Consider the following 689-nt stretch of genomic DNA (forward strand, 5'->3'; position numbering starts at 1 on the left):
GCCTCTGGCCGAGTTGGCGGGCATAGGTCACGCAGGCGTCCACCGTGCTGACACAAAGCGCGTCGCGCCTGTTCGGCAAATTGTTGTCGCCGGCATAGGCAACTTCGGCGACGCGGCCATCGACCATGCGAATTTGCGTATCGCAATAGCCGCCGGGAGCGACATTGACGGAGCCGCCGACCGCCGGGATCGCGCCGACCGCCAACGTCGGAACCACAATGCTGAGATTGCCGCGCTGGACGATGCGCTTGTAGGTCCAGATCTGGCCCGATTGGCCGGCGTCGGCGGTGGCGGTCGGAAACCCGGCGCACATTCGAACATCGGCTTCGCTGAGGCCGACCATCTCCTTGCGGGCAGCCGCCGCCGTTGGATCAACCTTGGCGATACGCGACGTGTCGTCGGGAACGACGCAGGAAGACTGGATGGCGACACAGAGAGCAGCGAGGCCAAGCTTTCGAATGCAGGAAAATATCATGCCGACTGTCAGATTTGCCCGATTGTCAGATTTTGCGTGGCGCCCGCCGCTCCTTTCTACCTAGGCAGACAGGCGAGCGGATCAACCCGTTCAGCTTCACGAAAAAGTGGCTGTGGCTGCATCATGGCCGGTCGGGAAGCCAACGCCCTGGCGGAAGCGGGCTCGCGCCGGAACGGCGCGCCAAGGTCCGCATCCATGGTCACCCATCAATGAC

General features: G+C 63.3%; 1 protein-coding gene. It reads right to left on the reverse strand.

The annotated features are described in order from the left end of the window. Positions 1–475 (reverse strand): hypothetical protein (locus ENZ75_RS33495; RefSeq protein WP_128278687.1); only part of this gene is annotated, 475 nt, incomplete at its 3' end. Positions 476–689: the final 214 nt, after the last annotated feature.

Source organism: Mesorhizobium sp. M7A.F.Ca.CA.002.04.1.1 (genome assembly GCF_004022805.1).
Lineage (GTDB): Bacteria > Pseudomonadota > Alphaproteobacteria > Rhizobiales > Rhizobiaceae > Mesorhizobium > Mesorhizobium ciceri.